This is a genomic window from Xanthomonas sp. XNM01, from assembly GCF_014851915.1.
In the GTDB taxonomy this organism is placed as follows: domain Bacteria; phylum Pseudomonadota; class Gammaproteobacteria; order Xanthomonadales; family Xanthomonadaceae; genus Pseudoxanthomonas.
In genome coordinates this window covers 40525-65434 of sequence record NZ_JACVAP010000004.1, presented here as the reverse complement: position 1 = coordinate 65434, position 24910 = coordinate 40525, and the positions used below count along the sequence as shown (strand labels likewise).

The window sequence follows — 24910 nt, the reverse complement described above, 5'->3', positions numbered from 1 at the left end:
CCGCCATCCTGGTCGTTGGCGTCTGATCCACGGCCCGGTGGCGATCCGCCGCCGCGCGTGGGCGGCCTGCCTGGCGATGCTGGCATTCGTCGCGCTCCCGGGCTGCGTGCCCGCGCAGTCGCATCCGGACCTGGCCGTTGAACGCAAGGCCGCCGAGGCCGCCTTCGCGGATGCCGGTGCCGATGCGCAGGCGCTCGCAGTGGCCGCCGCCACGGGGGATGCGGTCGCGGTCGGCACGCTGATGCGCGAACGGGGCGTCGACCCCGACACCCTGTTCGGCGGGAGCAACGGCGGGCTGCCGCTGCTGGCCTGGCCGATCGTCCGCGGCAATCCGGAAGGGCTACGCGCGATGCTGGAGCACGGCGCCGATCCGGATGCGGGAAAGGCCTACGAGACCCGCGACCGCGGGACGCGCCACCACGCCAATGCGATGGTCCTCGCCGCGGGAGAGCGGGACCAGACCTACCTGACGCTGCTGCTGGACCATGGCGGCGATCCGGATACGCGCAACGCGAACAACGAAGCGCTGCTGTTCCATGCCTTCATCAACGGCAACCTGTGGAAGAACGTGCAGTTGCTGGTGGAGCGCGGCGCGGACGTGAACATCAATGCCGCGGCCGGCGACACCATCCTGACAAAGTACGCGGGCCGCGGTGGTTTCATGATGGCGTCCTGGTTGCTCGAGCATGGTGCGGATCCGACGCTGGAGTACGTCTACGGAAAGCCCGTGCAACGCTCTGACGCGGATGCCATCGAGGCCATCTTCTGGCACCCCGGTACGCCGGATGATCCGACCTGGCAGATCCGCAGCCAGCGCTGGCTGCTGCAGCACGGGCACCAGCGGCCACCGATGCCGGAACACTATCGGAGGATGCGCGAGACCTTCGGCTTTCCGCATCGCGAAGACCAGATTCCCCTGCCCGACATGGACGACACCGGAGCCCGGCAATGAGCACACGGCACGACGATCAGCAGGCGCTGCTGCAGGCATTGCAGACAGTCGGCACGCACGAGGCCCTGCGCCAGGCCGACCTGCTGCGCGCGCTCTACCACGCGCGTGAGACCGCCGGCCTGTCGCACGATGTGTACGCCGCGGCGCGCGGGACCGGCAGCCCGCCGGCGGGCTGGAGGCGGGCCAGCGAGCACATCGACCAGCTCAGGGCGGCCATGCCCGGGCTCGGCGCCACCGACGCCGAGCTCAGGGACATGCTCACGCCCGAGGGCTCGGGATTCCGGGCCGAGATCTATCTGCCCGATCCGGAGGTGCTCGGCCCCGGCTACAAACCCACGGTGGTGTTCAAGGGTTCGGCCCACCAGGTGCGGATGCCCGACGGCACGCTGCGCGCGACGGCGACCGAGGACTTCATCGGCAACAACTTCCCGCAGTCGATCGGCCTGAAGACCGACTACTACGACCGGGCGATGGCGCTTGCGGACAAGCTGCAGCGGTCAGGCCTCGACTTCGACCTGTCCGGCCACAGCCTGGGCGGCGGCATGGCCTCGGCGGCCGCTGCGGTCACCGGCATGCGCGCCGTCACCCACAATGCCGCGGGCCTGCATCCGGAAACCGCACGGCGTTTTTCCTACGAGAACGGTGGCCTGCCGCTGTACGACACCAACGCGATCGTCACTGCATGGCAGGTCCGTGGCGACCTGCTGAACGATGGCGTGCAGGGCGACCTGCGCAGCATGGATGCGCTGCAGCGCGCGCGCATCGCCACGCTGGTGTCGACCACCATCGATGCGCTGGAACGCACCCCGGCAGGCCGCGAACTGCTGGAGCAGCGCCTGGTGGAGGGCATGCCGGAGCGCTCGCGCTCCGTGGTGCGCGAGTTTCTCGACGTGCTGCAGCAGGGCGACGCCGCATCGCTGATCCGGGATCTTCCGCAGGCCGCCGGTGACCGCAGGCCGCCCCTGGTGGCGATGACGCGCGAGGAACGCGAGCTGGTGGCGCGCGACGAACAGGCGTCGCTGGGCGAGCTGCAGCTGCTGGCCGGACCGGTGCTGGCCGTGGCCACGATGGGCGCGCGCGGCGCGAACGCCGGCGCGGCCGTCGGGCAGGTGGTGGCCGAGGGCGGACGCGTGCTCGGTGCCGGTTACGAAGGCGCCGGCGACCTCGCCCGGGCCGGCGTCTCCGGCGCCGCGTTCCAGCTCGAGCGCAGCTATGTCGGTACCGGCGCCGCGCTGAACCACGGCGCGTGGATGATCGGCGAAGTCACCGCGCACGCGCGGATGGCCGGCGCCCAGATCGATGCGGCGATCGACCAGGGCCAGGGCCTGGCCCAGCACGGCATCGCCCAGGCGCGGGCCAGCGCGCTGCGCGGGGCCGGCCAACTGGCGGGACTGTTTTCCGATACCTGGCGGGAAGACATCGAAGCCCGCGCGCAGCGGATCGAGGCCGACGGGACGGTCGCGCTCCAGCGCAACCAGCAGGAAGCGGTGGCCGCGCTGGCGCAGGGACGCAGCGACGCGCAGGCACGGCGCGAGGCCGCCGCGACGATCGGACAGGGCCTGCAGTCTTCGTCGACGGCCGCCGGCGCACAGGCGCGCGACGGGCTGGTCTATGTCGGCGAGCAGCTGGACGCTGGCCTGACCGTGATCGGAACGCAGATCACCGCCACCACCTCGCATGCCCCCACGCTCGGTGCGGGCCTGGGTGGCACCACCGGCGTCCTCGTCGGCGGCGCGGTGACCTTCAACCCGCAGACGCCGCAGGGCCTGGTCAATCTGCACGCGACGGTGCAACTGGTCCGCGAGGCCGGGCCGGGGGTGGCCGAAGCGCTGGCACGCCATGGCATGGACTCGGCGGTGATCGCCAGCCTGGACCGCCATGTGGCAACGCACGAGGACGCAGCGCGCCGCCTGCTGCAGCAGGCGCGCCAGGAGCGCAGCGACGGGCGTGAGGCGGCGCTGCCTGACGCGCACGCGGCGCTGCGGGCGACCGATACCGGCGCCGCGGTGGAGCGGTTGCTGGCGGCCGCCCGGCAGGACGATGCCGGCGCGATGGCCCTGGCGTCGTCCGCGCTGCTGGCCACGACCGGGGCGAAGGAGTGGCTGGCCGATGGCCGCACGCGCGCGGCCGCGATCGAACGCGATGCGGACGCGACGGCAGGCGAACGCGCGACGCAGGCACAGGCACAGGCGGCGAGCGTCGACACCGCACCGGGACGCTGAGCGGTCCGCGTCGCATGCACGCATCCGGTGTCGGCGGAACGCACCTGCGGCGACGGCCCGGCGGCACCCATCCGAGGGCCTGGCAGCTCGCGGCCGCAGCGCGGCACCGGCGCCTCGCTCCCGATCCGCAGCCCGCCGGCGCGTGCCTACAATGCAGGCATGACCCAGTTCTTCCTCGGCCTCATCTCCGGCACCAGCGCCGACGGCATCGACGCCGCGCTGGTGTCCTTCCCCGATCCTGTTTCCGCCGCCGGCCTGCGGCTCGTCGACGCGTACGTGCATCCATGGGACGCGACGCTGCGCGAGCGCCTGGTCGCACTTGGCCAGGGTGGCGGCCTGCAGGATCTGGACGAGTACGGACGACTGGATGTGCAGGTGGCGCAGGCCTTCGCCGACGCCGCCCACCAGCTGCTGGCCAATGCCGGTGTCGCCGCGCACGAAGTCGCCGCGATCGGTTCGCACGGCCAGACCATCCGCCATCGTCCGCATGGCCCGTCCCCGTTCACCCTGCAGATCGGCGATGGCAGCGTGATCGCCGAGCGCACCGGCATCGCCACCGTCTGCGATTTCCGCCGCCGCGACATCGCCGCCGGCGGCCAGGGCGCGCCGCTGGTGCCGGCGTTCCACGCCGCGCTGCTGCACAGTCCCGACGAGGACCGCGCGGTGCTCAACCTCGGCGGCATCGGCAACTACACCCTGTTGCCGCGCGACGCCGCCGCGGTGCGCGGGTTCGATACCGGGCCGGCCAATGCGCTGCTCGATGCGTGGTGCCTGCGCCACACCGGCCAGGCCTTCGATGCCGATGGTGCGTTCGCCGCATCCGGCCGGGCCGACGCGGCGCTGCTGCAGCGGCTGCTGGACGAGCCCTGGTTCGCACTGCCGCCGCCGAAGAGCACCGGCCGCGAGCAGTTCCATCTGGCCTGGCTGCAGACGCGGTTGCATGGCGGTGAATCACCGGCGGACGTGCAGGCCACACTGCTGGAACTGAGCGCGGCGACTATCGCCGATGCGCTGCTGACGCAGCAACCGCACACCGCACGCGTCATCGCCTGCGGCGGCGGCGTACGCAATCCACGGTTGATCGATGCGATCGCCCGGCGCCTGCCCGGCATCGCGGTGGAGAGCACAGACCGCTACGGCCTAGATCCGGATTACGTCGAGGCGATGGCCTTCGCATGGCTTGCCCGCGAAACCCTGGCCGGGCGGCCGGGCAACCTGCCGGCGGTCACCGGTGCGGTCGGTCCACGCGTGCTCGGGGTCGTGCATCCGGCCTGAGGTCCGATGCCCGCCTCGCCGGGGCAGCCCGTCGGCCGCAGCGCATCTGGCACATCCTGGCCGGCAGGCCGCGAGAGGCGTGATCGAAGCCCCTCCTCCAGCCTCCGGGCAGCGTCGGATGCCTGAGAAGGGAGGCGTCCCGCGTTCGCCGGTACGTTGCACAGCAGGCGCGGCCAGAACAGGTGCGGCGTGTTCGCGCTGGATGCGGCGCTGCCCGGGACCGGGCGCACCTGCCAGAACGCAGCGCAGGACCGCCCGGATGACCCGCACGCATGCCGGAAGCACCACGGCATGCCTGCCGGCCACCGACACGACAGGCGCACGCTGCGCGCGCGGCGTCATGCCCGGAGGCGCTGCGACGGCGACCGGACGCGGCCGCCGTCGCCCTGCGGGTTACAGCGCGCTGCCGCCCAGCTTCCAGGTGACCTGCACGAAGTAACTGCGGCCGACCGAGTCGAACCACGAGGTGTCGTAGTACGGGTAGTTGGACCAGGTCGGGTCCTTCGGCGGCATCTTGTCGAGCAGGTTGTTGACGGTCAGCGACACGCGCAGGTGGTCGTTGATGTCGTAGCGCGCGCCGGCGTTGAAGCGCCAGGTCGAGCCGGTCCAGGCATCGTTGTCGTAGTTGGCGACGCGGCCCAGGTAGTTGCCGAACAGGCTCGCGCCCCACGCGCCCTGGTCCCAGGCCACGCCCAGGTTGCCCTTCTGCCGCGGCAGCGTGGTCGCGCTGAAGCTGACGTCGAGCATGTCCTCGCGCGGATCGCCCGGAAACTGCTGGCGGGTGTGGCGGTGGGTCCAGGTGTAGCTGCCGCTGAAGCGGAAGTCGCCGGCGGCGGCCGTCTCCATCCGGTAGCTGGTCGCCAGGTCGATGCCCGAGGTTTCCTCGTTGGCGATGTTGATCGGGCTGAAGCGCACGCTGGTGATGTCGCCGTCGGCATCGCGGATCACGCGGGCCAGCGCATCGACGCAGGTCGGCGAGGTGATGTCCACCGCCGCGCCCGCATCGGTGACGCCGAGCCGGCAGTCGGCCTCGGTGATGCGCAGCAGCTCGCGGTCCTGGGTCTGGACCTGGTTGGACACGCGGATCTTGTAGTAGTCCACCGCCAGGTCGAAGCCGGGCAGCGGCGACCAGACGAAACCGGCCGAGAACGATTTGCTGGTCTCGACATCCAGCTCCATGTTGCCGGTATAGACGTCGAAGGTGCTGCCGTCGTAGCTGCCGTCGTCGTAGCAGTAGCCGTCGGTGGCGTCGGGCTCGGCGGTGCGGCACTGGAAGTAGTCGGTGGCGAAACGGGTGCGGTAGTAGTCCTCGCCGGCGAACAGGTAGTGCATGTCCGGCGCACGGAAGCCGGTGCCGTACGAACCGCGCACCAGCAGCGTCTCCAGCGGACGCCACTCCAGGCCGGCGCTGTAGGTGAACTTGCCGGGGTTCTTGTTGCCGTAGGAATAGCGGTCGTAGCGGCCGGCCAGGCTGGCCTGCAGCGACGACAGCAGCGGCAGCCGCAGTTCGCCGGCCGCACTCCAGCGGTCGCGTTCGCCGCGGCCGTCGCCGTAGCGCGGGCCGAAGTAGGCGTCGTCGGCGAGCGCGAGCGGGTCGGGATTGATCCGGTAGGACTGGCGGCCGTACTCGAGCGCGGTGGCGAAGCCGACATCGCCGGCCGGCAGCGAGAACAGCGCAGGGGTGTCCGCGGTGAAGCTGAGGTTGTCGTTCTTGGCCACCGGGCGGAAGGTCGACATCGCGCCGAGGGTGGCGAACTGCGCCGGCGTCAGCGGCGAGAACAGCCTGTCCGGATCCGGTGCATAGATCGCATAGCCATCGTCGTCGTAGCCCAGGCGCTCGCCCAGGAAGAAGGTGTTGGCGGCGTCGGCGCGGATGCGCGGCATCGCCACGTCGGCCTTGTACTGCGAGTGGTTGTAGGCCGCTTCCCAGTTCCATTGTTCGGCGAACCTGCCCTGCAGGCCGGTGGTCACCGCCAGGGTCTTCTGGGTGGTGGTGTTCATGCGGTTTTCCAGGCCGCCGACCTCCTCCGGCGAGAACTGGCGCGACCAGATCTCGTAGTGCCCGGTGTTGGCGTTGTAGAACATCTTGTTGCGGTAGTTGTTGGTCGAGGCCGGGTCGTGGAACTCCCAGCCCATATGGTCGCTGGCCACGTTGTTGCCATTGGTGCCGGTGAGCAGCTTCACTTCCTGCCGGCCCAGCTGCACGTCGGCGAACCAGGACAGCGCGTCGGAGAAGCGGTACTCGAACGAGCCGTAGGCGGTCGCGCCCTTGCGCTCGTTCTGGATCGTGCGGTACGCGATGGCGCGGTCGCTGCCGCAGTACGGGCCGTAGTCGGGATCCTCGGCCAGCACCGTGGTGCCGTCGTTGAGGCCGGCCAGCGCCGCGCAGTCGTCGGTCGGGCCGATGTTGACGTCGTCGTCCCAGTCGTTGATCTGCGCGATCAGGCGCGGCAGGCGCCGCGCCTCGGTCGGCGCATCGAAGGTGGAATCCTGGTTGCGCCGCTCGTAGCCCCACAGCGGGCGCCGGTTCTGCAGCTCCACCCCGACGATGCCGCTGAGCGCGCCGCGCTCGAAGCCGCTGGTCAGGGTCAGCCGGTGCGATTCGCCGCCACCGCGGCTGGTGTCGCCGTAGCGGTAGTCGATGGTGGTGCCGTCGGTGGACTTCTTCAGGATGAAGTTGATCACGCCGGCCATCGCGTCCGAGCCGTACACCGCCGAGGCGCTGCCGGTCAGCACCTCGACCCGCTCGATCATGCCCAGCGGAATGTTGCCGATGTCGGTGAAGTTGCTGCGGCCGTTGAGCGGCAGCGGGAAGTCGGCGATGCGGCGGCCGTTGATCAGCACCAGGGTGTGGTTGGGCCCGAGGCCGCGCAGGTCGACCGCCTGCGCGCCGGGGGTGGACTGGGCGCCGGTGGTGTTCTGCTGGCCCTGCACGCTGCCGCTATTCTGGCTCAACGAGCGCAGCAGGTCGGGCACGGTGGTCAGGCCGGCGGACTGGATCTGCTCGGCGGTGATCACGGTGATCGGCGCGGGCCCCTCGATCTGCGCGCGCGGGATGCGCGAGCCGGTGACCTGCACGCTCTGCATCTCGGTCACCGCCGGCGCCGCCTCGGCATCGGCACCGCCGGCCGGGGCACGCCGCGGCGCGGCCGGTGCGGCCGCGTCGGGCACCACCAGCAGCGCACCGCCCGCATCCTGGCGCACGGCCAGGCCACTGCCGCGCAGCAGCCGCGTGGCCGCGTCGGCAGCGGCGTAATCACCGCGCAGCCCGGTGGTGCGCAGGCCCTGCAGCTGCTCGGGCCGGTAGATGATCTGGGTGCCGGACTGCCGGCCCAGCGCGGTCAGCGCCGCCGCCAGGTCGCCGGCCGGGACATCGACGCGTCCGACCGCGGTCTGCGCTTGCGCGGACAACGCCATCGAACAGGCCAGGCTCAACATCAGGATCCGCAACGAAGACCGCGACCGCATGGACTCTCTCCCCCGGGCGCCCACGCGCCCCATGCTGACCGGGACGAACGGGCCGTGCGATCCCCCCATCCGATCGGCGCCGGCCGCCGATGCCTGTGCCGTGCGCTCAGCGCCGATGCAGCAGCACCCGGTCCGGCCGGCGTTCGGCGCGCACCGGGAACAGCTGCTCGACCAGATCGACGAAGCGCTCGGGCTCGGACCAGCGGAAGCTGCCACCGACCCGCAGCGTGGCCAGGCTCGGATCGGCCAGTTCCAGCGGCCGCGGGTTGTAGCGGTTGAACTCGGCCAGCGCCTCGGCCAGCGGCAGGTCCTCGAAACTCAGGTCGCCATCGCGCCAGGCCAGCCGCCGTGTGGCCGCCTCCACGCCCGGGCTCAGCACCGACACGCCGTCCGGCCCGGCCAGCGCCACGCTGCCGGCCGGCAGCAGCGCACTGGGCAGCGACGATCCGCCGGCCACCGGCTCGAGCCGGACGGTGCCCTCGGTGACCACCACCTGCACCTGCGCGCCGTCGCGACGCACCGAGAAGCGGGTGCCGACCGCGACCACCTGGCGCTCGCCGGCCTCGACCACGAACGGCCGCTGCGGATCGCGGGCGACATCGAAGATCGCCTCGCCGCGGGTCAGCGCGATCGCGCGGCGGCGCGGCGACAGCCGCACCTCGATCCGGCTGTCGCTGCCCAGCACCGCATCGGAGCCGTCGTTCAACGTGACCGGCACGACCTCGCCCAGCGCGCTGTGGAAGCTGGCCGGCGGCACCTCGGCCTGGCGCGACGCGCCGATCGCCAGGGCGAACAGCCCGGCCAGCGCGACGATGCCGGCGAACCGCTGGCGCCCGCCGACCGCCGGCGGCGCCTGCTCGCGCGGGCGGAACCGCACCCCGGCCAGCGCCGCATCGACGCGTGCGCGCGGCCCGGGCGCATCGACCGCGCTCGCGGCCTCCAGCGCGGGCCACGCCGCGTCCCACTGGCCACGCGGCGGCACCCGCCCGCGCGGCAGGCCGGCCCCCAGCGCCTTCAGCCGGCCGGCCTGCTCCCAGGTCGCGCGCAGCCGCAGGAAGGCGACCCGGTGCGCGGTGTCGGCCGCCAGCCACTGCTCCAGCGCGGCGGCCTGGGCCGGATTCCAGTGGTCGCCCTCGCGCCGCGCCAGCCACGCGGCCGCGGCCTGTTCAATCCTCAGGCTGTCCATCCGGCCCCAGCCCCTGCCGCATCCGTCGGCCGGTGGTGTGGTGGTCGACGGCCGCCGGCAGCCCGTCCTCGCCATGGAACTGCGCGGCCAGCAGGCGCATGCCCTTGGCCAGGTGCTTCTCCACGGTCTTCTCGCTGATGCCCATGCGCACGGCCACCTCCTTCTGCGACAGTTCCTCGACCCGCCTGAGCCAGACCACCTCGCGACAGCGGTCCGGCAGCCGGTCCAGCGCGCGGGCCAGCCGCGCCAGCACCTGGCGGCCGCCGCACCAGCGTTCGGGCGAGCACTCATCCACCAGGACGTTCCAGGCGTCCGGATCACCCACTGGATCGATCCGGACCACCCGCGCGCGGCGCAGGCGGTCGGTCATCAGGTGCCGTGCGGTGGCGAACAGGAACGACTTGGGCATGCTCGGCAGCGTCTTGCCCGCAGCCTCGTAGACGCGGACGTAGACCTCCTGGCGCAGGTCGTGCAGCTCGTCCGGGCGCGGCCAGCAGCGGCGCAGATAGGCGGCCAGCGACGCCTCGTGGACGAGGATCTCGCTGACGAACCAGGCGTCGAGGACGGAGGGCATGTCCGCACCATAGCCGATGGCCGCCACCCCGCAAGGGGGAAATCCGGCGGCCGTTCGTCTAGGGAGGGAAGTCCGCCGTTCCGCCATGCCGAGGAGAGCCGCATGCGTTCCACCCGCCCCGTCCGCCACCTGAGGGCCGCCGCCCTGCTGCTCCTGTCGCTGGCCCTGCCCGCGGCCGCCGCCGCCGACTACCGCCACTACCTGGTCGGCGACCGCGGCGCGGCCACGCCCGGGCAGGTCGGCCCCGGCCTGCTGCTGATGGGCGGTGGCGACCGCAACCACGAAGCGCTGCGCTGGTTCCTGGGCAAGGCCGGCAACGGCCACGTGGTGGTGCTGCGCGCCTCGCTCGGCGGCGAGATCGGCGAGGAGTTCCACGACGAGGTCGGCGGGGTGGCCTCGGTGGAGACCTTCGTGGTCACCAGCCGCGAGGCGTCCACCGACAAGCGCCTGCTGCGCGCGCTGCGCCGCGCCGACGGCATCTTCCTGGCCGGCGGCGATCAGGCCCGCTACGTCCGCTACTGGAAGGGCACGCCGGTGGCCGAGGCGCTGGATGCGCACGTGCGCGCCGGCAAGCCGATCGGCGGCACCAGCGCCGGCCTGGCGATCCTGGGCGAGCACGTCTACGGCGCGATGGACGGCGGCAGCCAGACCACGCCGCAGGCGCTGGCCGACCCGCTCGGCGACGGCAACACCATCGAGACCGGCATGCTGCACATCGCCGCGCTGCGCGGCGTGCTCACCGACACCCACTTCCGCGAACGCGCGCGCCTGGGCCGGCTGATCGCCTTCGTGGCCAAGGCCGAGGCGCAGGCGCCGGAGGGCACCCGGGTGCTCGGCCTGGGCGTGGACGAGGATGCGGCGCTGGCGGTCGAGGCCGACGGCCGCACCCGCGTCCACGCGACCGCGCCCGGCGCCGGCGCGACCCTGGTGCTGGGCGGCTTCCCGCGCAGCCAGGTCGAGGACGAGGCGATGAACCTGGCCCGCGTCGAGACCATCGGAATCGACAGCAACTCGACCCTGCACCTGCCCTCGGGCGAGGTCGAGCGCCCCGCCAACCGCCGCCACTACGCGGTGCGCGACGGTGCGCTGGTGGCGCTGGATGCGCCGCTGCTGGTGATCCACGGCGGTGCCGGCGTCGAGCGTGCCGGCCTGTCGGCCGACGAGGAAGCGGCCGCGCGGCAGGCGCTCGAGGCCGCGCTGCGTGCCGGCCATGCGCGGCTGCAGGCCGGTGCGCCCGCGCTGGACGCGGTGACCGCGGCCATCGCCGTGCTCGAGGATGCCCCGCAGTTCAACGCGGGCCGCGGCGCGGTGTTCACCCACGACGGAAAGAACGAACTGGACGCCTCGCTAATGGACGGCGCCAGCGGCCGCGCCGGCGCGGTGGCCGGCGTGCACCGGGTGAAGAATCCGATCACCCTGGCGCGTGCGGTGATGGAGCGCTCGCGCCACGTGATGATGGTCGGCGGCGGGGCCGAGGCCTTCGCCCGCGAACAGGGCGTGGCACTGGTCGATCCGTCGTACTTCCGCACTGAAAAACGCTGGCAGCAGCTGCAGCAGGCGCTGCGCGAGGAGGCATCGGGCCAGGCCCGCGCCGAGCGCGCGCTGGACTACTTCGGCACCGTCGGCGCGCTGGCGCTGGATGCGCAGGGCCACCTGGCCGCCGGCACCTCGACCGGCGGCATGACCAACAAGCGCTACGGCCGGGTCGGCGACTCGCCGATCATCGGTGCCGGCACCTGGGCCGACGCGCGCTGCGCGGTGTCGGGCACCGGCTGGGGCGAGTACTACATCCGTGCCGCGGCGGCGCACGACATCTGCGCGCGCGTGGCCTACCAGGGCATCCCGCTGCAGCGCGCGGCCGACCGCGTGATCAACCGGGCGATTCCCGCCGCCGGTGGCGACGGCGGCGCGATCGCGCTCGGCGCCGACGGCAGCGTCGCCTTCCCGTTCAACACAGAGGGCATGTACCGCGGCTGGATCGGCGCCGATGGCGTGCCGCACGTGGCGGTGTTCGCCGGCGAGTCGCTGCCGACGCCGTGATGCAGCGCCAGGCGCCGGGTCGCGGCATCGACCGCGACCCGGCGCGCTGGCTGCCGGCGACGCACGTCGGCGCGTCGTGTCGCTCGATGGACGTCGACCGCGACGACACAGGCAGCGCCTGCTAGCACTGCAGGTCGGCCCCGGATGAATAGAAGGTCACCTCGCGCAGCTGCCGTGCGCGGAATGCGCGCATGGTGTCCACCGCCACGGCGGCGCCCGCATCGTGCGGATCGCCGTGGACGCCGGTGCTGCGCGACGGGAACGCCACGCCCGCGCACCCGGCCTGCTCGGCCAGCGCCAGGCTGGATCGGTCGCAGGTCGCCAGCAGCGCGGGTACGTCGTGATCGCCGCCGCACCCGACCGGGCCGAAAGTGTGGATCATGTGCCGCGCCGACAGACCGCCGGTGATGCGGCTGCCCGGTCGGGCAGCCGCCGGGCGACCGGCATTCGGCGACCGGGCCAGCGCCGGCCGTGCGATGGATCGCACCCTCCACACCGCCGCCGCCCAGCAGCGTGTTGTTGGCGGCGTTGACGATCGCGTCGACCTGCAGCGTGGTGATGACGGCGCGGACGGCGCGCAGCGGCACGCTCATCGCGGTGCGTGGCCGCGGACGGAGACAATGAGGGAGGCGTCCACCAGGAAAATGACCGCACGCCGATCACGCACCTGCGCCGGAGCCACGGCGTCACGCCTGGATGCAGGGCGACGCGCGCGGCGATCGCCGCGCATCACCGGTGGCTCAGAAGCCCTGCCCGGCCGGCAGTTGCTTGAGCGCGGCGATCGCGTCGGACAGCGCATCGACCTCGCCACGGACGAAGCCGCCGCTGACTTCCTGCTCGGCCACCAGCAGACCCTGCTCGAGCAGGCGCAGCACGGTGTCCTGGGCGTTCCAGCCGCGGGCCATGCCTACCCGTCGCAGGCGCTCGGCCAGGATTGGATCGAGATTGCGCAACACCAGATCGCTCATTCCTGCTCCTCGATCCCCCGGCGCGCACCATGCCACGAATGACCGCCGGCGGCGACGCGCGGCGGCATGGACGTAGCGCCGGTCAGACGGGCGGCGGGTCGGCGTCCGGTTCGCGGATCCGCTTCCACATCCAGCCCAGCAGCAGCAGGGTCGGCACCACGGTCATCGCGCTGAGCACGAAGAAGGTGCTGTACGAGGTCGCCTCGACCACGTAGCCGGAAATGCCGCCGGCGAACTTGCCCGGAAGGTTGGCCAGCGACACCATCAGCGCGAACTGGGTGGCGGTGAAGTTGCGGTCGGTCAGCGAAGCGATGAAGGCCACCAGCACGGTGCCGGCGAAGCCCTGCGAAACGTTGTCGAAGCTGATCGCCGCATAGAACGCCCACAGCTGGGCGGGGTTCTGCGCCATCAGCAGGAACGCCAGGTTGGACAGCGCCACACCCAGCGCGGCCACCAGCAGCATCGCGCGGATCCCGAACGCGGCCACGCAGGCGCCGCCGGCGAACGCACCGGCGATGCCGGCCCAGATGCCGTACACCTTGGAGACCGTGGCGATGTCGCTCTTGCTGTAGCCGCTGTCCAGGAAGAACGGCCCGGCCATCACGCCGATCACCTGGTCGGGGAACTTGTACAGGCCGACGAACACCAGCAGCACCAGCCCCAGCGCCAGGCCGTTGTTCTGGAAGAAGCTGGAGAACGGCTGCCAGAACGCGCCAAGGAAATCGATCCGGCGCTGCACCGTCGACTGCGGCGCATCGGGTTCGCGGCAGACCAGCGTCGCCAGCAGCGGCAGCAGCATCAGCGCGCCCATCATCAGATAGGCCGAGCGCCAGCTGACCAGGTCGGCCATGTACAGCGCGCCGGCGCCGCCGATGATCAGGCCGATCCGGTAGCCCAGGGTGTAGGTCGCGGCCAGCGCGGCCTGCGCGTACGCCGGTGCGATCTCGATCCGGTAGGCGTCGACCACCGAATCCTGGGTCGCGCCCCAGAACGAGGTGAACAGCACCCAGCCGACCAGTGGGCCGACACCCAGCTCGGGCCGGGTCATCGCCAGCGCGACCAGACCGATGCCCACGCCGGCCTGGCCGACCAGCAGCCACGAGCGGCGGCGGCCGAGGAAGCCGGTCAGCGGGAACGCGTAGCGGTCGATCAGCGGCGCCCACAGGAATTTCAGCAGGTAGAAGAAGCTGGCCAGGCTGATCAGGCCGATGCTGCCCAGGTCCAGGCCGATGTCGCGCAGCCAGGTCGACAGCGTCATCGACGCGATCGGCAGGAACGGCAGGCCGCAGCCGAAGCCGAGGAAGGCCATCGTCGCCGCCGACGGCGTGCCGAACGCGCGCCTGATCCCGGCCCAGCCCTTGTAGGCTGGCTTCTCCGCGGCCGGCGCCGCCTGCTGGCCGGTGCTCACCGCAGCCCGCCGGCGTAGTCGACGGTGAACGGCGCGTGGTCGGAGAAGCGGTCCGCGCGGTGGATCGAACAGGCCTGCAGCCGCTCGCGCAGGCCCGGGGTCACGAACTGGTAGTCGATCCGCCACCCCACGTTGTTGGCGCGCGCCGCGCCGCGGTTGCTCCACCAGGTGTAGTCCTCGCCCTGCGGATGCAGCGCGCGATAGGCATCGACCCAGCCGCGGCCGCTGGCCGCGTCGGCCTCGTCCAGCACGTCGGCGCACAGGCCGTTGAGCCAGTCGCGCTCCGGCGGCAGGCAGCCGGAATTCTTCTGGTTGGACTTCCAGTTTTTGATGTCCAGCGCACTGCGCACGATGTTCCAGTCGCCGCACAGCACGTAGTCGCGGCCGCTGGCCAGCCACTCGCACAGGATCGGCCGCAGCCACTCCATCACCTGGAACTTGTAGCCCTGGCGCAGCTCGCCCGACGAGCCGGACGGGATGTAGAACGAGACCACGCTGAGATTGCCGAAGCGCGCCTCGATGTAGCGCCCCTCCTCGTCGAACTCCGGCCAGCCCAGTCCGGTACGCACTTCATCCGGCTCCTGCCTGGCGTAGATCGCCACGCCGCTGTAGCCCTTCTTGGTGCTCGCATCGCGGAACCAAGCCTTGTAGCCGGCCGGCAGGAACGCGGGGCCGGCCAGCTGGTGCTCCTGGGCCTTGGTCTCCTGCACGCACAGCACGTCCGCGTCCTGCTGGGCGAACCAGTCGAAGAAGCCCTTGCTGGCGGCCGAACGCAGGCCATTGGCGTTGAAACTGATGATGCGCATGGAGTGCCGTCGCGGTGAACCGGAAAGGGGGAAGAGTAAAGCGTAACGACACCGCCCGTGCGCGGCCCGGGCGAGGCGCTATGCTTTCACCCCTAGCCCTTCACGCTTGCCTGTTCTCCGCTCATGACCGACCACCGCACCCGTTTCCTGCAGCTGGCCCTGTCGGCCGATGCCCTGCGCTTCGGCGAGTTCACCCTCAAGTCCGGCCGCGTCAGTCCGTACTTCTTCAATGCCGGCCGCTTCGACGGCGGCGCCAGCCTGGCCGCGCTGGCCGGCTGCTACGCCGATGCGATCGAGGCTTCGGGGATCGACTTCGACCTGCTGTTCGGACCGGCCTACAAGGGCATTCCGCTGGCCACCGCGGTCGCCTGCACCTACGCCGCACGCGGCCGCGACCTGCCGCTGGCCTTCAACCGCAAGGAGGCCAAGGCCCATGGCGAGGGCGGCAGCCTGATCGGCGCGCCGCTGGCCGGTCGCCGGGTGCTGATCGTGGACGACGTGATCACCGCCGGCACCGCGATCCGCGAGTCGCTGACGATCATCGCCGACGCCGGCGGCATCGTGGCCGGGATCGTGGTCGCGCTGGACCGGCAGGAGATCGCCGGCGACGCCGACCGCCGCTCCGCCGCGCAGGCCGTGGCCGCCGAGGCCGGCGTGCCGGTGCTGGCGGTGGCCTCGCTGGCCGACCTGCTTGCATTCGCGGATGGAAACGACACACTGGCCCGGTTCCGTGCGCCGCTGCTCGCCTATCGGGCCCGCTACGGCATCGATCCGACAGGCTGACGACAGCAGGGGGCTGCCATGACGCCGAAGTTCTCGACCCTGGCCATCGCGCTGCTGGCGCTGTCCGTGCTGCCTGCCGGGGCGCAGCAGCGCAAGGCGCCGCCGACCGCAAACAAGAAGCTCTACTGCTGGGACCAGAACGGCCAGCGGGTCTGCGCCGACGCGCTGCCGGCCGAAGCCATGCAGGGTGCGCGCGAGGAGATCAGCGTGCGCAGCGGCCTGCGCACCGCCGAGGTCCAGCGCGCGCTGACCGACGAGGAACGTGCCGCGCAGGCCGAGGAAGAGGCGCTGCGCCGGACCGAGGCGCTGGCCGCCGAGACCCGTCGCCAGACCGACCAGGCCATGCTGGCCTCGTTCGACGACGAGGACGAACTCAAGCGGGTGTTCGCCGAGCGCATCACCCTGGTCGACAACAGCATCGCCACCGCCCGCTACAACGTCGCCAGCCTGCGCGAAGGCCTGGTCACCCTGCTGCGCACCGCCGGCGAACGCGAGCTCGGCGGCAAGCCGGTCCCGGACAAGCTGGCCGGCGACATCCGCCAGCGCCACCAGCAGCTGCTGTACCACAAGCACCTGCAGCGCAGCTTCGAGACGCAGCGCGCGTCGCTGGACCAGGAAATCGACGACACCCTGCAGCGCTATCGCGAGCTGCGTGCCCCGCGCACCGGCGCGGCGACCCAGGCACCCTGAACACGCCCGGCGGCGCTGTCCGCCGAGGCCCCGTGAGCCGTGCAGCGCTCGGCCGCGACGCACGCGGCCGGAGCCGGTGCGGCGTCCGGCGATGCCCGGTCCCCGGAAGCGCCGGGTACACGCCGGGTACGTGGTCCGTGGCAGCGTGCCCCGCCCCTGATCGAGCGCGCGCCGACGCCGCACCGGTGCCGACCTGCGGCATGCGCGACCGCCATGGCGGCGCCTGCTGCGACCGTGGCAGGCCCGCCACCAGACGCCGTCCTCAGAAGCCCGGCGCGGCCCCGGGCAGCAGCGTCTCCAGCTCGGCGCGATAGACCGCCTTGATCCGCTCCAGCGCGGCCGCATCGTCGGCCTCGAACCGCAGCACCAGCACCGGCGTGGTGTTGGACGCACGCAGCAGGCCCCAGCCATCGTTCCAGTCCGCGCGCAGGCCGTCGATCGTGGTCAGCCGCGCACCGGCGAACGGCGACTCCTCGCCCGCATGCGCGGTGGCCACCAGCTGCGCGATCAACGCGTGCGGGTCGGCATCGCCCACCTGCACCTTGATCTCCGGCGTGGCCACGCTTTCCGGCAGCTCGGCCAGCACCTCGGACGGACTCTCGAAGCGCATCGCCAGGATCTCCAGCAGGCGCGCGGCGGCGTACAGGCCGTCGTCGAAGCCGTACCAGCGTTCCTTGAAGAAGAAATGGCCGCTCATCTCGCCGGCCAGCTCGGCCTCGGTCTCGCGCATCTTGGCCTTGACCAGCGAATGCCCGGTCTTCCACATCAGCGGGCTGCCGCCGTTGCGCAGGATGAAGTCGGACAGCTTGCCGGTGCACTTGACGTCGTAGATCACCAGCGCGCCCGGATTGCGCTGCAGCACGTCCGAGGCGTAGAGCATCAGCAGCCGGTCGGAGAAGATCATCTTCCCTTCCCGGGTCACCACGCCCAGGCGGTCGCCGTCGCCATCGAACGCCACGCCCAGGTCGGCGTCGAACTGGCGCACGGTCTGGATCAGGTCCTCCAGGTTGTGCGGCTCGCTCGGATCCGGATGGTGGTTGGGGAAGGTGCCGTCGACGTCGCAGTACAGCGGGATCACCTCGGCGCCGATGGCCTCCAGCAGGCGCGGGCCGAGCTCGCCGGCCACGCCGTTGCCGGCATCGAGCACGACCTTCAGCGGCCGCTCGAGCTGGACGTCGTCGGCGATGCGCTGGATGTAGTCGTCGCCCACGTCCTGCTGCCGCAGCGCGCCGACGGTGGTCTCGTGCAGGCGGCCATCGCGGATACGCGCGTACAGGTCGGCGATCGCGTCGCCGGACAGCGTCTCGCCGCCGACCACGACCTTGAACCCGTTGTAGTCCGGCGGGTTGTGGCTGCCGGTCACCGCCACCGCGCTGCCGGCGCGCAGGTGGTAGGCGGCGAAGTACACCACCGGCGTCGGCGCCATGCCGATGTCGATCACGTTGCGGCCGGCGCGGCGCAGGCCCTCGATCAGGCCACCGGCCAGTTCCGGCCCGGACAGGCGCCCGTCGCGGCCGACCACGATGTCGGTCAGGCCCTGCTCGGCCATCACGCTGCCGATCGCCTGGCCGATGCGCGCGGCGACCTGGGGCGTCAGTTCCCGACCCACCACGCCACGGATGTCGTAGGCGCGGAAGATGCCCGGCACCACGCCCGGGTCGGCGACCGGGGACGCGGACCTGGCCGCAGCCGCCGGCCGCGCCGTGTCGCCTCCCTCGCGATGCAGGGTCTGGCCGAAGGTCGGTTCCTCGTCGACCACCGGCGCCGCGCCCGGTCGCCGGCGCCGCCGCGCCAGCACGCCGCCATGCGCGACCAGCAGCAGCGCCATGGCCAGCAGGCCGAGCACGCCGGCCACGGCCAGGCACGGAATCGCCGCAAGCCCCAATGGCGCCGGATCGACATCGGGGACCGCCGCCGCCGCGCGCAGGCCGGTCCTGGCGACCTCGCGCGACAGCACGTCGGCGCTGCCGGCCAGGCCGGCGTCGCCACGCTCCACCACGTTGTGGTTGCCCTGGCGCAACGCCAGATAGGTGCCGGCCGGCAGCGCGCCCTGCTCGAAGGCCCTGGTCAGCACCGACAGCGGCAGGCGCACGTACAGCACGGCCTGCCGCGCGTCCGCGCCGGTGGTCACCGCGCTGGCCAGGCCCAGCCTTGCCCCGCCGGCGTCGCGCACCACCGCGGCCACGGGCTCCTCGGCACTGAGCGCACGCTCCAGCAGCCCCAGCCGCGCATAGCCGAACGCCGCGGCATCGCGATAGGGCGCGGCCAGGTCGGCCGGCAGCACCGCGATCTCCTCGACGCCCTTCCAGCCCTCGCCGACCGCCGCCGCGACGGCGTCGGCATCGCCGGCGGCCAGCGCGGCCTGCACGGTCGGCGTGGCCAGGCGCTGGGCCAGCTGGCGCAGCTGCGCCGACAGCGCGGCCGAGGTGGCCTGCACGGCCTGGTCGCGGGCTTCGGAAAGCGCCTGTTCGCGCGCGTCGCCGCGCCACTGGTTGATGCCGCTCCAGCCGAACCAGCCGGCCAGCAGCACGCACAGGACCGCTGCCAGCAGGGCAGCGCGTCGGATCTGGGCAGACGGACGCCTGCCTGCTTCGCTCTCGGTCATGCTCCTCCCCTGGTCAACGCACCCCGGTGTGGCCGAATCCACCCTCGCCACGCACGCTGTCGGCGAAAGTATCCACCACCTTCAGCGATGCACGCACGATCGGTGCCAGGACCAGCTGCGCGATGCGGTCGCCAGGCTGGATGGTGAACGCTTCGCGGCCGCGGTTCCAGACGCTGATCAACAGCGGCCCCTGGTAATCGGCGTCGATCAGGCCGGTGCCGTTGCCCAGCACGATGCCGTGGCGGTGGCCCAGGCCCGAGCGCGGCAACACCAGCGCGCACAGGCCCGGATCGGCGATGTGGATCGACAGGCCGCTGGGCACCAGGGCGGCATCGCCCGGCTCGAGCACCAGCGGCGCATCGGTGGCCGCGCGCAGGTCCATGCCCGCGCTGGCCTCGGTGGCGTACGCGGGCAGCGGCCAGCTGTCGCCGAACCGCGGATCGAGCAGCTTGACCTGCAGTTCGTGGGTCGTCGCCGTGCTCATGCGTGCAGGCGCCGTGCGACCAGGGCCACCAGCGCGTCGGCCAGGCGGGTCTTGGGGGCGGGCGGGAAGTCGTGTTCGCCGCCGGGCCAGTAGGCGGTCATCGCGTTGTCGTCGCTCTCGAACCCGGCACCCGGCACACCGACGCGGTTGGCCACGATCAGGTCCAGGCGCTTGGCCGCCAGCTTCTGCTGCGCGTACTCGGCCACGTTGCGGGTCTCGGCCGCGAAGCCGACCACCAGCTTCAGCCCGGCGTCCTCGCGCTGGGCCACCTCGGCCAGGATGTCCGGCGTGCGTACCAGCTCCAGGCGCAGCTCGTCGCCCACGCCGGTCTTCTTGATCTTGTCCGGCGAGAACGCGCGCGGGGTGTAGTCGGCCACCGCCGCCGCGCCGATGTAGATGTCGGCCGGCAACGCGGCAGCGACCGCCGCGCGCATCTGCTCGGCCGAGCGCACGTCGATGCGCTCTACGCCGGGCGGCGTCGCCAGCTGCACCGGACCGGCCACCAGCACCACCTGCGCACCCTGGCGGGCGGCGCTGGCGGCCACGGCGAAGCCCATCTTGCCGCTGCTGCGGTTGCCCAGATACCGCACCGGGTCCAGGTCCTCGTAGGTCGGGCCTGCACTGACCACCACGCGCAGGCCGGCCAGCAGGTCGCCATCGGCGACCACGCCCGCGGTCGGCGCACTGCCGGCCAGCTCGGCGACGATGGCGTCCGGTTCGCGCAGCCGGCCGGGGCCGGATTCGCCTTCGGCCAGCGGGCCGTCGTCCGGGCCGATCACCTGCACGCCGCGCTCGCGCAGCAGCGCCAGGTTGGCCCGGGTGGCCGGGTGCTGCCACATCCGGTGGTTCATCGCCGGCGCCACGCTCAGCGGCGCGGTGGTGGCCAGGCACAGCGTGGTCACCAGGTCGTCGGCCAGGCCATGCGCCAGCCGCGCCAGCAGGTCGGCGGTGGCCGGCGCCACCAGCACCCGGTCGGCCCAGCGCGCCAGCTCGATGTGGCCCATCGCCTGCTCGGCCGCGCTGTCCCACAACGTGGTCCGCGCCGGGAAGCCCGACAGCGCCTGGAAGCTCAACGGGGTCACGAACTGCTGCGCGCCGGCGGTCATCGCCACCTGCACGGTGGCGCCGGCGTCACGCAGGCGGCGGACGAGTTCCAGCGACTTGTACGCGGCGATGCCGCCACCGACACACAACAGGATCCGCTGCCCCTGCAGGGGGCCGGAGGCCGATACGCTCACGTGGGACTTTCCCTACCTGAAACAGATCGACAAGCTTACTCCAAGCCTTCTGACAGGCCGATGCATGCACCTGCGGGCGACACGCACGCTGCGGCATATGCATATCCGCGACTGGCCCGACGAAGAACGTCCCCGCGAGAAGCTGCTGGCCCGCGGCGCCGGCGTGCTCTCGGACGCGGAGCTGCTGGCGATCTTCCTCGGCTCCGGCCTGCGCGGGCGCGATGCGGTGCAGACCTCGCGCGAGCTGCTGAACGCGCATGGGCCGCTGCGCCGCCTGCTCGACCGGCCACCGCGCGACCTCGCCCTGCTGCCCGGCCTCGGCCCGGCCCGCGCCTGCCAGCTGGCCGCCGCGCTGGAACTGGGCAACCGGCATCTGGCGGCGGCACTGGCCCGGGGCGATGCCCTGACCGATCCGCTCAGCGCGGGCCGCTACTTCGCCCAGCGGCTGCGGCCGCACCGGCACGAGGTCTTCGCCGCGCTGTTCCTGGACACGCGGCACCGGGCGCTGGGATTCGAGGAACTGTTCCACGGCACCATCGACGGCGCCGAGGTGCATCCGCGCGAGGTCGCCCGCCGCGCCCTGGCGCACAACGCGGCCGCGGTGATCGTCGGCCACAATCACCCGTCCGGCTGCGCCGATCCGTCGGCGGCCGACCACGCCGTCACCGCGCGGCTGAAGCAGGCCCTGGCGCTGGTCGACGTGCGCCTGCTCGACCATTTCGTGATCGGCGACGGCGAACCGGTCTCGCTGGCCGCGCGCGGACTGGTCTGAGCGACGCCGCCCTCGCCTGGGCCAGCCGTCGCGCCGACCTGCGTACCGGTCTCCGTTCATTGCAGGTCGGCCGCCGGACGCGGCGCGGATCGATGGATACTGCGCTTCCCACCGGCCGGAACACGCGCATGCCCACCCCCTATGTCGCCCTGCTGCGTGCGGTCAACGTCGGCGGCACCGGCAAGCTGCCGATGGCCGAACTGAAGGCGATGTGCGAGGCCGAGGGCTTCGGCCAGGTCCGCACCTGGATCGCCAGCGGCAATGTGGTGTTCACCGCCGACCACACCGCCGCGCAGGTCAAGGCCGCGCTGGAACGGCGCCTGCTGGACTACGCCGGCAAGCCGGTCGGCGTGCTGGTGCGCACCGCCACCGAACTGGCGGCGGTGCTGGACGGCAACCCCTTCCCGGGCGAGCCCGGCAACCGGACCCTGGCGATCTTCCTGGATACCGCGCCACCAGCCGACGCGGCCACCAGCGCACGCCACCGGGTCGACGAACGGATCGCCCTGGGTACCCGGGAGCTGTACGTGGCCTACGGCGACGGCATGGGCGCCTCGAAGCTGGTGATCCCGGCCGCTGCCAGCGGCACCGCCCGCAACATGAACACCGTCGCCAGGCTGGTGGCGATGACGGCGGCGCTGTGAGGCGTGACCCGGCGAAGCCGGGGCAGGCGGCACGGGCATCTGCGGCGGCCGCAGCCGCGGGCCCGGCTTCGTACAGGCAGACCGGGTAAAATGCGCGGCCAGACCGCATGAAGCACCCGTCCGAGTGAAGACCCTCCTGAACGCCCTGATCGCCCAGGGTATCGATGCACTGCGCGGCGACGGCACCCTGCCGGCCGACACTGTCACTCCCGATTTCGTCGTCGAACGTCCGAAGACGCGCGAGCATGGCGATTTCGCCACCAATGCCGCGATGCTGCTGGCCAAGGCCGCGCGCAGCAATCCGCGCGCGCTGGCGCAGGCGCTGGTCGCCGCGCTGCCGGCCAGCGACGACATCGCCAAGGTCGAGATCGCCGGCCCGGGCTTCATCAATTTCCACCTCGCTCCGGCCGCGTACCAGCGCGAAGTAGTGGCGGTGCTCAAGCACGGCCACGAGTACGGCCGCAACACCAGCGGCCAGGGCCGCACCGTCGGCGTCGAGTACGTGTCGGCCAACCCGACCGGCCCGCTGCACGTCGGCCACGGCCGCGCCGCGGCGATCGGCGACTGCCTGGCGCGGCTGATGGCCGCCAACGGCTGGAACGCGCGCCGCGAGTTCTACTACAACGACGCCGGCGTGCAGATCGAGAATCTGGCGCGTTCGACCCAGGCGCGTGCGCGCGGCTTCAAGCCGGGCGACGAACAGTGGCCGGCGGAGGCCTACAACGGCGACTACATCGGCGATGTCGCCAACGCCTACCTGGGCGGCGACAGCGTCGACATCGAAGGCCACGTGGTCACCGGTGCCGGCGATGCCGAGGACCTGGACGCGATCCGCCGCTTCGCCGTGGCCTACCTGCGCAACGAGCAGAACCACGACCTGGCCGCGTTCGGCGTCGACTTCGACATCTATTTCCTCGAAAGCTCGCTGTACGCCGATGGCAAGGTCGAGGAGACCGTGCGCCAGCTGGTCGCCAAGGGCCATGCCTACGAGGAAGGCGGCGCGCTGTGGCTGCGCTCGACCGATTTCGGTGACGACAAAGACCGCGTGATGCGCAAGTCCGACGGCACCTACACCTATTTCCTGCCGGACGTGGCCTATCACCTCAGCAAGTGGCAGCGCGGCTACGAGCGCGCGATCACCGAGCTGGGCGCCGACCACCACGGCTCGCTGGCGCGCGTGCGCGCCGGCCTGCAGGCGCTGGATGTCGGCATCCCGCAGGGCTGGCCGGAGTACGTGCTGCACCAGATGGTCACGGTGATGCGCGGCGGCGAGGAAGTGAAGCTGTCCAAGCGTGCAGGCAGCTACCTGACCCTGCGCGACCTGATCGACGAAGCAGGCCGCGATGCGACCCGCTGGTTCCTGATCGCACGCAAGCCCGATTCGCAGCTGGTGTTCGACATCGACCTGGCCCGGCAGCAGAGCAACGACAACCCGGTGTTCTACGTGCAGTACGCGCACGCCCGCGTCGCCAGCCTGCTGCGCCAGGCCGCCGAGAAGGGCTACACGTACGACCAGGCCAACGCGCTGGCGAAGCTGTCGACGCTGGACGATGCGACCTCGCTGTCGCTGATGGTCGAGCTGTCGCGCTGGCCGGAAGTGGTCGAGGCCGCCGGCCAGGCGCTGGAGCCGCACCAGATCGCCCAGTACCTGCGCGAGCTGGCCTATGCTTTCCACACCTGGTACGCCGGCACGCCGGTGCTGGTGGACGACGCCGACCTGCGCGACACGCGCCTGGCCCTGGGCCTGGCCGCACAGCAGGTGCTGGCGAACGGACTCGAACTGCTCGGCGTCAGCGCGCCGGAGCGGATGTAAGCGGAGAGCGGTGCGATGGCGGCAAGACGCGGCAAGGGCAAGACCCAGGCACGACGCAACGGCGGCGGCGAACGCCCCGGCTGGGTCTGGCTGATCGCCGGCCTGGCGATCGGCGGCGTGGTGTTCATGGCGGCGCCCGGCCTGTTCAAGCGCGAGGGCGACGGCTTCGTCCGGTTCGGTCCGCGCGCCGATCCGGATGCACGCCCGGCGCCTGTCGCCGACACCGAGGCCATCGCCGAGACCCCGGCTGCGCCGGCGCTGCCACGCCCGCAACCGGCGTCGCCGCAGTACGACTTCTACACCGTGCTGCCGGGCAACGAAGTCCGCATGTCCGATGCCGAACTGGCGGCCAGCGCACGTGCCGAGCAGGCACGTGTGGCGCAGACCGAGGCACAGCGCGCACGCGATGCGCTCGAAGGACGGACCCCGGCACCGGCTGCGGAGCAGGCCGCCGCGCTGCCGACGCCGATCGGTGAAACGCCTGCCACTGCCGTTGCCAGCTCCGCTGCCGCAGTCGCGGCGCCCGCGCAGGCGCCCGCGGCGACGCCGGCGGCAGCGGCCGCGGACACCCGCTACATCCTGCAGGCCGGCGCATTCGGCGCCTCCGGCGATGCCGAGGCAGCCAAGGCCAAGATCGCGATGCTGGGCCTGAGCGCCCGGGTCGAGTCGGCCCAAACCGACGGACGCACCGTCTACCGCGTACGGATGGGGCCCTACGGCACCGCAAGCGAGCTGGCCGAAGCCAAGCAGAAGCTGGCCAACGGCGGCCTGCAGGCAATGGCAATCCGCGCGCAGTGACGCGCGGCGGTCCGCATCGCGGATCCATCACATGTGATTAACGTGCCGGGCGGGAACGGCTGATACGGTCCTGTCCTGCCCGGGCGTGTGCCGACGCATGCGCCCTCCGCCCCGGCGATGTTCTGGCGGAGATGGAGTACACGACGTGCGCGACCCCCTCCTGGTTCTGTTCGCCGCCGCCCTG

Annotated in this window: 20 protein-coding genes and 2 pseudogenes; 11 read left to right on the top strand and 11 right to left on the bottom strand. The window is 72.1% G+C overall.

Annotation, left to right across the window (positions count from 1 at the left end):
• Window positions 1-199: 199 nt before the first annotated feature.
• From IB242_RS14440 to IB242_RS14430, 3 genes are all read left to right on the top strand, one after another.
• Window positions 200-952, top strand: a complete 753-nt coding sequence (locus tag IB242_RS14440; RefSeq protein WP_192280799.1) for an ankyrin repeat domain-containing protein — start codon at window positions 200-202, stop codon at window positions 950-952.
• Window positions 949-3174 (top strand): hypothetical protein, encoded by a 2226-nt coding sequence (locus IB242_RS14435; protein WP_192280795.1) that lies wholly within the window; start codon window positions 949-951, stop codon window positions 3172-3174. The genes IB242_RS14440 and IB242_RS14435 overlap by 4 nt, the downstream gene beginning before the upstream one ends.
• Before the next feature lie 159 nt (window positions 3175-3333).
• Window positions 3334-4449 (top strand): anhydro-N-acetylmuramic acid kinase, encoded by a 1116-nt coding sequence (locus IB242_RS14430; RefSeq protein ID WP_192280791.1) that lies wholly within the window; start codon window positions 3334-3336, stop codon window positions 4447-4449.
• A gap of 393 nt (window positions 4450-4842) precedes the next feature.
• On the opposite strand, the gene IB242_RS14425 is transcribed toward IB242_RS14430, so the two are convergent.
• The 3 genes from IB242_RS14425 to IB242_RS14415 all read right to left on the bottom strand — a co-directional run bounded on the left by IB242_RS14425 (window position 4843) and on the right by IB242_RS14415 (window position 9677).
• On the bottom strand, window positions 4843-7917 hold the full coding sequence (locus tag IB242_RS14425; RefSeq protein ID WP_192280788.1) for a TonB-dependent receptor: 3075 nt from the start codon (window positions 7915-7917) through the stop codon (window positions 4843-4845).
• Between the two features lie 106 nt (window positions 7918-8023).
• A complete protein-coding gene (locus tag IB242_RS14420) occupies window positions 8024-9103 on the bottom strand; it encodes a FecR domain-containing protein (protein WP_192280785.1) in 1080 nt (359 codons plus the stop codon).
• Window positions 9084-9677 carry an RNA polymerase sigma factor gene (locus tag IB242_RS14415; RefSeq protein WP_192280782.1) on the bottom strand — a complete coding sequence of 198 codons (594 nt, stop codon included), beginning with the start codon at window positions 9675-9677 and terminating at the stop codon, window positions 9084-9086. The genes IB242_RS14420 and IB242_RS14415 overlap by 20 nt, the downstream gene beginning before the upstream one ends.
• Before the next feature lie 102 nt (window positions 9678-9779).
• On the opposite strand from IB242_RS14415, the pseudogene IB242_RS20510 reads away from it, so the two are divergent.
• Together IB242_RS20510 and IB242_RS20505 are read left to right on the top strand one after the other, a co-directional pair.
• Window positions 9780-10292: pseudogene (locus IB242_RS20510) on the top strand (Type 1 glutamine amidotransferase-like domain-containing protein); the annotation flags it as partial.
• Between the two features lie 456 nt (window positions 10293-10748).
• Complete coding sequence (locus tag IB242_RS20505; protein WP_343237162.1) at window positions 10749-11717, top strand: isoaspartyl peptidase/L-asparaginase; 969 nt, start codon at window positions 10749-10751, stop codon at window positions 11715-11717.
• Window positions 11718-11838: 121 nt separating this feature from the next.
• Here the strand turns inward: IB242_RS20505 and IB242_RS20680 are convergent, their stop codons facing one another.
• From IB242_RS20680 to IB242_RS14390, 5 genes and pseudogenes are all read right to left on the bottom strand, one after another.
• Complete coding sequence (locus IB242_RS20680; RefSeq protein WP_255523468.1) at window positions 11839-12099, bottom strand: macro domain-containing protein; 261 nt, start codon at window positions 12097-12099, stop codon at window positions 11839-11841.
• A gap of 88 nt (window positions 12100-12187) precedes the next feature.
• A pseudogene (locus IB242_RS20675) lies at window positions 12188-12310 on the bottom strand (macro domain-containing protein); the annotation flags it as partial.
• Between the two features lie 147 nt (window positions 12311-12457).
• Window positions 12458-12685, bottom strand: coding sequence for a hypothetical protein (locus IB242_RS14400; RefSeq protein WP_192280776.1), 228 nt, complete (start codon window positions 12683-12685; stop codon window positions 12458-12460).
• An 82-nt stretch (window positions 12686-12767) separates the two neighbouring features.
• A complete protein-coding gene (locus IB242_RS14395; protein WP_192280773.1) occupies window positions 12768-14093 on the bottom strand; it encodes an MFS transporter in 1326 nt (441 codons plus the stop codon).
• Window positions 14090-14899, bottom strand: coding sequence for an exodeoxyribonuclease III (locus tag IB242_RS14390; protein ID WP_192280770.1), 810 nt, complete (start codon window positions 14897-14899; stop codon window positions 14090-14092). Before IB242_RS14390 ends, IB242_RS14395 begins: the two co-directional genes overlap by 4 nt.
• 123 nt (window positions 14900-15022) lie before the next feature.
• Between IB242_RS14390 and pyrE the strand changes: the two genes are divergently transcribed.
• Both pyrE and IB242_RS14380 read left to right on the top strand, forming a co-directional pair.
• Window positions 15023-15682: an orotate phosphoribosyltransferase gene (gene pyrE / locus IB242_RS14385; protein WP_192280767.1), complete on the top strand. Its 660-nt coding sequence runs from the start codon at window positions 15023-15025 to the stop codon at window positions 15680-15682.
• Window positions 15683-15700: 18 nt separating this feature from the next.
• Window positions 15701-16372 carry a hypothetical protein gene (locus IB242_RS14380; protein ID WP_192280764.1) on the top strand — a complete coding sequence of 224 codons (672 nt, stop codon included), beginning with the start codon at window positions 15701-15703 and terminating at the stop codon, window positions 16370-16372.
• Between the two features lie 262 nt (window positions 16373-16634).
• Here the strand turns inward: IB242_RS14380 and IB242_RS14375 are convergent, their stop codons facing one another.
• From IB242_RS14375 to coaBC, 3 genes are read right to left on the bottom strand one after another with little or no spacing between them, the layout of a single operon-like run.
• Window positions 16635-18977, bottom strand: a complete 2343-nt coding sequence (locus IB242_RS14375) for a phosphomannomutase/phosphoglucomutase (RefSeq protein WP_192280761.1) — start codon at window positions 18975-18977, stop codon at window positions 16635-16637.
• Between the two features lie 13 nt (window positions 18978-18990).
• Window positions 18991-19461: a dUTP diphosphatase gene (dut, locus tag IB242_RS14370; protein ID WP_192280758.1), complete on the bottom strand. Its 471-nt coding sequence runs from the start codon at window positions 19459-19461 to the stop codon at window positions 18991-18993.
• Window positions 19458-20699, bottom strand: coding sequence for a bifunctional phosphopantothenoylcysteine decarboxylase/phosphopantothenate--cysteine ligase CoaBC (gene coaBC / locus IB242_RS14365; RefSeq protein ID WP_192280755.1), 1242 nt, complete (start codon window positions 20697-20699; stop codon window positions 19458-19460). Before coaBC ends, dut begins: the two co-directional genes overlap by 4 nt.
• Window positions 20700-20796: 97 nt before the next feature.
• Between coaBC and radC the strand changes: the two genes are divergently transcribed.
• The 4 genes from radC (at window position 20797) to IB242_RS14345 (ending at window position 24726) form a co-directional block, all read left to right on the top strand.
• Window positions 20797-21471 carry a DNA repair protein RadC gene (gene radC / locus IB242_RS14360; RefSeq protein WP_192280752.1) on the top strand — a complete coding sequence of 225 codons (675 nt, stop codon included), beginning with the start codon at window positions 20797-20799 and terminating at the stop codon, window positions 21469-21471.
• 128 nt (window positions 21472-21599) lie between these two features.
• Window positions 21600-22115, top strand: coding sequence for a DUF1697 domain-containing protein (locus tag IB242_RS14355; RefSeq protein ID WP_192280749.1), 516 nt, complete (start codon window positions 21600-21602; stop codon window positions 22113-22115).
• A 124-nt stretch (window positions 22116-22239) separates the two neighbouring features.
• On the top strand, window positions 22240-23928 hold the full coding sequence (argS, locus tag IB242_RS14350; protein WP_192280746.1) for an arginine--tRNA ligase: 1689 nt from the start codon (window positions 22240-22242) through the stop codon (window positions 23926-23928).
• Between the two features lie 15 nt (window positions 23929-23943).
• The gene (locus tag IB242_RS14345) at window positions 23944-24726 is read left to right on the top strand and encodes an SPOR domain-containing protein (protein WP_192280743.1); all 783 of its coding nucleotides are present in this window, start codon (window positions 23944-23946) and stop codon (window positions 24724-24726) included.
• Window positions 24727-24910: the final 184 nt, after the last annotated feature.

Bases quoted from the DNA above. Each gene is read 5' to 3' on its own strand.
- IB242_RS14435 (WP_192280795.1), top strand. From the start codon at position 949: ATGAGCACACGGCACGACGATCAGCAGGCGCTGCTGCAGGCATTGCAG.
- IB242_RS14430 (WP_192280791.1), top strand. From the start codon at position 3,334: ATGACCCAGTTCTTCCTCGGCCTCATCTCCGGCACCAGCGCCGACGGC.
- IB242_RS14425 (WP_192280788.1), bottom strand. From the start codon at position 7,917: ATGCGGTCGCGGTCTTCGTTGCGGATCCTGATGTTGAGCCTGGCCTGT.
- IB242_RS14420 (WP_192280785.1), bottom strand. From the start codon at position 9,103: ATGGACAGCCTGAGGATTGAACAGGCCGCGGCCGCGTGGCTGGCGCGG.
- IB242_RS14415 (WP_192280782.1), bottom strand. From the start codon at position 9,677: ATGCCCTCCGTCCTCGACGCCTGGTTCGTCAGCGAGATCCTCGTCCAC.
- IB242_RS20680 (WP_255523468.1), bottom strand. From the start codon at position 12,099: ATGATCCACACTTTCGGCCCGGTCGGGTGCGGCGGCGATCACGACGTA.
- IB242_RS14400 (WP_192280776.1), bottom strand. From the start codon at position 12,685: ATGAGCGATCTGGTGTTGCGCAATCTCGATCCAATCCTGGCCGAGCGC.
- IB242_RS14390 (WP_192280770.1), bottom strand. From the start codon at position 14,899: ATGCGCATCATCAGTTTCAACGCCAATGGCCTGCGTTCGGCCGCCAGC.
- pyrE (WP_192280767.1), top strand. From the start codon at position 15,023: ATGACCGACCACCGCACCCGTTTCCTGCAGCTGGCCCTGTCGGCCGAT.
- IB242_RS14380 (WP_192280764.1), top strand. From the start codon at position 15,701: ATGACGCCGAAGTTCTCGACCCTGGCCATCGCGCTGCTGGCGCTGTCC.
- IB242_RS14375 (WP_192280761.1), bottom strand. From the start codon at position 18,977: ATGACCGAGAGCGAAGCAGGCAGGCGTCCGTCTGCCCAGATCCGACGC.
- dut (WP_192280758.1), bottom strand. From the start codon at position 19,461: ATGAGCACGGCGACGACCCACGAACTGCAGGTCAAGCTGCTCGATCCG.
- radC (WP_192280752.1), top strand. From the start codon at position 20,797: ATGCATATCCGCGACTGGCCCGACGAAGAACGTCCCCGCGAGAAGCTG.
- IB242_RS14355 (WP_192280749.1), top strand. From the start codon at position 21,600: ATGCCCACCCCCTATGTCGCCCTGCTGCGTGCGGTCAACGTCGGCGGC.
- IB242_RS14345 (WP_192280743.1), top strand. From the start codon at position 23,944: ATGGCGGCAAGACGCGGCAAGGGCAAGACCCAGGCACGACGCAACGGC.